The sequence below is a fragment of the Oceanicaulis sp. genome (assembly GCF_965249665.1).
Classification (GTDB): Bacteria; Pseudomonadota; Alphaproteobacteria; order Caulobacterales; family Maricaulaceae; genus Oceanicaulis.
The window spans coordinates 5,001-10,000 of record NZ_OZ252247.1; the positions used below are offsets into that span (position 1 = coordinate 5,001).

3 protein-coding genes and 2 rRNA genes (1 of these 5 only partly in view) are annotated in these 5,000 nt (G+C 56.5%); 2 read left to right on the forward strand and 3 right to left on the reverse strand.

Annotation, left to right across the window (positions count from 1 at the left end; all coding sequences use genetic code 11):
• The first annotated feature begins 753 nt into the window (after positions 1-753).
• Both ACP154_RS00025 and ACP154_RS00030 read left to right on the forward strand, forming a co-directional pair.
• Positions 754-1,008: a type II toxin-antitoxin system Phd/YefM family antitoxin gene (locus ACP154_RS00025; RefSeq protein ID WP_107713538.1), complete on the forward strand. Its 255-nt coding sequence runs from the start codon at positions 754-756 to the stop codon at positions 1,006-1,008.
• Entirely contained in the window at positions 1,005-1,427 is a 423-nt protein-coding gene (locus ACP154_RS00030) for a type II toxin-antitoxin system VapC family toxin (protein WP_421858028.1), read from the forward strand. The genes ACP154_RS00025 and ACP154_RS00030 overlap by 4 nt, the downstream gene beginning before the upstream one ends.
• A 169-nt stretch (positions 1,428-1,596) precedes the next feature.
• On the opposite strand, the gene ACP154_RS00035 is transcribed toward ACP154_RS00030, so the two are convergent.
• The 3 genes from ACP154_RS00035 to ACP154_RS00045 form a co-directional block, all read right to left on the reverse strand.
• Positions 1,597-2,214 carry a DUF6445 family protein gene (locus ACP154_RS00035; RefSeq protein ID WP_421858026.1) on the reverse strand — a complete coding sequence of 206 codons (618 nt, stop codon included), beginning with the start codon at positions 2,212-2,214 and terminating at the stop codon, positions 1,597-1,599.
• Positions 2,215-2,402: 188 nt separating this feature from the next.
• Positions 2,403-2,517: ribosomal RNA gene (rrf, locus tag ACP154_RS00040) — 5S ribosomal RNA — on the reverse strand.
• Positions 2,518-2,622: 105 nt separating this feature from the next.
• Positions 2,623-5,000: ribosomal RNA gene (locus tag ACP154_RS00045) — 23S ribosomal RNA — on the reverse strand (it continues 409 nt past the right edge of the window).

Genomic DNA, 5,000 nt, shown 5'->3' on the forward strand with positions numbered 1-5,000 from the left:
GCTTTTTCAGGGCCGCCGCAGTTGCGTGCTTTCCGTTCAAAGCGTGAGGCGCGGTGTCTAACGATCCCGCTCCTCCCGGTCAACCCCGTGCCCGCATCCCGTTTCAGCGTTTCGCATTCACGGTCTGCGGCGACACGAAACAGAACTGAGAGTCTCAATTCTGTGTTGTTGACCGCTTCGAGACACCCTCAGGAAACTCTGTTTCCGCCAGCTGCCCCTTCAACGAAGAACGCGGGTGGTAAGGACCGTCCGGCTCTGCGTCAATCGACTTCCTCAGAGCCTCCGCAGCCTGCGGCGCGCCCCTTAAAAGTGCGAGGTGCGGTGTCTATAGACGCCGTCCCTCTTCGCCAAGTCCGTTTTGCAGAGGATCTTCACTTGCGTGTGTCTTCGCTCTGTTCACGATCGACGAAGCGGGAACTCCCGTTTGTCGCCTGACGCCCGCTTCAGAACTGCTCCGTATCCAGAAGGAAATCAGGGCCGCCCGTCGCTGGGAGGCGGTGTGTACGCCCCTCCCCCGGCGCGGTCAACGCCGTGTCTGCAGTCGCCGGCGTCTTTTGGCGCCTGCGCCCAACGCAGCCCTTGGGCGCTCTTCGCTGGAAAGCGACTGCGATAGCTAACGCTGATCAAGACGCTCCCTGGGCTATTGATCCGCCAGTCTTTGGCATAGTTGAGTTAGGAACGCTGATCAGCCTTGCCTCCATTGATATGGCTCCCCATGTGTAGTAACGTAACCACATGGATTGGGAGGCGGGTATGTCGATCACTACAGTCAGCAGTCGCGAACTGAATCAGGATCTTGGCGCCGCCAAGCGAGCGTCCAAGACAGGGCCGGTGATCATCACCGATCGCGGCAAACCGGCCCATGTTCTGTTGTCTATTGAAGCTTATGAGCAACTGACCGCACAGCATGTGAGTCTGATCGACGCGCTCGCACTGCCGGGCCTGTCGGATATCGCGCTGGACCCTGAGCGCGCCACGCTCGATCTCAACGTGCCTGACCTGTCATGATGGTGCTCGACACCAATGTGGTGTCCGAACTCAGAAAAGTCGGGGACGGGCGCGCCGACCCCAATCTTGTCGCCTGGCTAACCGACAAGGATGCCGGTCAATTCTATCTCTCGGTCATCAGCCTGATGGAGCTTGAGATCGGAATTCTTCGGATTGCCCGCAAGGATGATGCGAAAGGCGCTCGGCTCAGACGGTGGATGGAAGAGCGAGTTCGCCCGACCTTTGCGGGACGCGTATTAGCCATCAACGAAGCCATCGCCATAAGATGTGCGCAGCTGCATGTGCCTGACCCGCGTTCAGAACGGGACGCGCTAATTGCAGCCACCGCCCTGGAACATGGCATGTCGATCGTGACGCGCAATGTGAAAGACTTCACCCCCACAGGCGTTCCGCTGATCAATCCGTGGGAGCGGAGATAAGTGACCGGACAGGCCAGGCCTCGATCATCCAGGCCAGAACGCACCCATCGGACGCGCCGCTCCCAGAGTCAATGAACATCGCGTCCATTGGCTTCCCGAAAAGGCTTGACGACAAGCGGCCCGTTTAGAGCCCTCCGCTCACACCCCATCGCCAACCAGGGGGCACAGCTTACCCGTTCGACATTTGCGTGTTGAAAAACATTGGCAGTATCAGGCGGCCGGTTTCCGCCGTCTCTCCGAATGAGACGCCGGCCGTATGCCAGCAATAGGCCCGAAGCAAAACCATTCGGTTGAATTTCATCGGAACACACATACGCTCTTCCCACTTGGATAAGTCTCGACCGTCTTGCAACCAAATCTTGTCGGTCGCCTCTTCCGCGGTTTTATATCCAAGACGTTGCGCTTCTCCCGGGAAGACCGGGGCGTGATCGAGACCGGACTGCTTGTGTCGGAAAAAGTGTGTGCCGCCCTGAGCATGCTCGTCCAGGCTCAAATACACGATTGCCGACCAATAACATGAATCGATGTGCACATTGCTTCCGCCCTCATCGCCAGCCAGCGCGATACGCGGCCGACAATGAGAAAGGCGCGTAGCGGGGTGAACGCGCTCGTGCACGATCTCGGAAATCAAGTTTTCCACACCAGGAAGAGGCAGCGCCTGATCCGCATTTCGCCCCGGATAGCCTGCTCCTTCGGGACGCTGCGGGTATGTCAGGCTCAAGGCCGCATTGCGGATCTCATACGGATCTGCAAAGAAGTCATCAATGATGATATGGGTCAGGTGCACGTTTGAACCCCATAGAGACAATAATCACCGTCTGGACGCTCTCTAGCACACTGTAAGCACCGCCTTTGGGGTATGAGCATTAACTTTACGATAGGTGGGCCAAACAACAAAAAACCCCCGGCCAATTGGCTCGGGGGTTTTGTTTTGATCATTACAAACGGAGAATATATATGCATCGTGTCTAGCGGACCGGGCGGCGACCTACTCTCCCATGCCTTAGGACATAGTACCATTGGCGCAGAAGGTCTTAACGGCCGTGTTCGGGATGGGAACGGGTGTGGAGCCTTCGCTATAACCACCCGGTCGGCAAGACCGATGCATTGTTTTGTAGAGACATGCTGACTTTATTCCTGGTGTATTCAGGATCGGGCTTCATGGGACGAAGCGATCGCCGCCCATGAGCATTGTTGGATCAAGCCGATCGAGCAATTAGTACTGGTCCGCTTCACGCATTGCTGCGCTTCCACTTCCAGCCTATCAACGTGGTGGTCTTCCACGGCTCTGATAGGGATACCTGGTTTTGAGGGGGGCTTCCCGCTTAGATGCTTTCAGCGGTTATCCTTTCCGCACTTAGCTACCCTGCTATGCTGCTGGCGCAACAACAGGTCCACCAGAGGTGCGTCCATCCCGGTCCTCTCGTACTAGGGACAGCTCCTCTCAAGTATCCAACACCCACGGCAGATAGGGACCGAACTGTCTCACGACGTTCTAAACCCAGCTCACGTACCGCTTTAATTGGCGAACAGCCAAACCCTTGGGACCTGCTCCAGCCCCAGGATGCGATGAGCCGACATCGAGGTGCCAAACAATGCCGTCGATATGGACTCTTGGGCATCATCAGCCTGTTATCCCCGGCGTACCTTTTATCCGTTGAGCGATGGCCCTTCCACGCGGGACCACCGGATCACTATGGCCGTCTTTCGACTCTGTTCGACCTGTCAGTCTCACAGTCAGGCTGGCTTATGCCATTGCACTCAACGAGCGATTTCCGACCGCTCTGAGCCAACCTTCGCGCGCCTCCGTTACTCTTTGGGAGGCGACCGCCCCAGTCAAACTACCCGCCACGCAGGGTCCCGGATCCAGGTTCATGGACCGCGGTTAGACGTCAATGAGGATAAGGGCGGTATTTCAAGGATGGCTCCACCAGAACTGGCGCTCTGGTTTCAAAGCCTCCCGCCTATCCTACACATATCGCCACTAACGCCACTGCGAAGCTGTAGTAAAGGTGCACGGGGTCTTTCCGTCTGACCGCGGGTACTCCGCATCTTCACGGAGAATTCAATTTCGCTGAGTCTCTGTTGGAGACAGTGGGGAAGTCGTTACGCCATTCGTGCAGGTCGGAACTTACCCGACAAGGAATTTCGCTACCTTAGGACCGTTATAGTTACGGCCGCCGTTTACCGGGGCTTCAATTCGGAGCTCTCACTCCTCCTTTTAACCTTCCGGCACCGGGCAGGCGTCAGACCCTATACGTCGTCTTGCGACTTCGCAGAGCCCTGTGTTTTTAATAAACAGTCGCCACCCCCTGGTCTGTGCCCCTGGACACCAGTTGCCTGATGCCAGGCTCCCTTCTCGCGAACTTACGGGAGTAATTTGCCGAGTTCCTTCAACAGAGTTCTCTCAAGCGCCTTGGTATGCTCTACCAGTCCACCTGTGTCGGTTTGGGGTACGGTCTCATGCGGGAGCTATTTCCAGGGACGACTTGGCTGCACACTCAATCCAGTAAGAGTGCACAACGTCCGCAATCCGTCACTACCCGCTGGCCCAGGAATATTAACCTGGTTCCCATCGACTACGCCTTTCGGCCTCGCCTTAGGGGCCGGCTTACCCTGCGCTGATTAGCATTGCGCAGGAACCCTTGGACTTTCGGCGAGAGGGCCTCTCACCCTCTTTATCGCTACTCATGTCAGCATTCTCACTTCTGATATCTCCAGCAGCCCTCGCAGGCCACCTTCACAGACTTACAGAACGCTCCGCTACCACTCTTTCGAGTCCGCAGCTTCGGTGTATCACTTAAGCCCCGTTACATTTTCCGCGCAGGAACGCTTGACCAGTGAGCTGTTACGCTTTCTTTAAAGGATGGCTGCTTCTAAGCCAACCTCCTGGTTGTCTAAGCATTCCCACATCGTTTCCCACTTAGTGATAACTTAGGGACCTTAGCTGGCGGTCAGGGCTGTTTCCCTCTCCACTACGGACCTTAGCACCCGCAGTGTGTCTGCCTCGCTCTACTCTTCGGTATTCGGAGTTTGGTTAGGTTTGGTAAGTCGTTGGGACCCCCTAGCCCATCCAGTGCTCTACCCCCGAAGGTAATACGAGACGCTCTACCTAAATAGATTTCGCGGAGAACCAGCTATCTCCGAGTTTGATTGGCCTTTCACCCCTAGCCACACGTCATCCCCGTCTTTTTCAACAGACGTGGGTTCGGTCCTCCAGTGCGTGTTACCGCACCTTCAACCTGCACATGGCTAGATCACTCGGTTTCGGGTCTTATCCCTCGAACTAATCGCCCTATTCAGACTCGCTTTCGCTGCGCCTACACCTACCGGCTTAAGCTTGCTCGAGAGACAAAGTCGCTGACCCATTATACAAAAGGTACGCCGTCACCGCGCAAGGCGGCTCCGACTGCTTGTAGGCGTCCGGTTTCAGGATCTGTTTCACTCCCCTCGTCGGGGTGCTTTTCACCTTTCCCTCACGGTACTGGTTCACTATCGGTCGGCAAGGAGTACTTAGGCTTGGAGGGTGGTCCCCCCATGTTCAGACAGGATTTCACGTGTCCCGCCCTACTC

Bases quoted from the DNA above. Each gene is read 5' to 3' on its own strand.
- ACP154_RS00030 (WP_421858028.1), top strand. From the start codon at position 1,005: ATGATGGTGCTCGACACCAATGTGGTGTCCGAACTCAGAAAAGTCGGG.
- ACP154_RS00025 (WP_107713538.1), top strand. From the start codon at position 754: ATGTCGATCACTACAGTCAGCAGTCGCGAACTGAATCAGGATCTTGGC.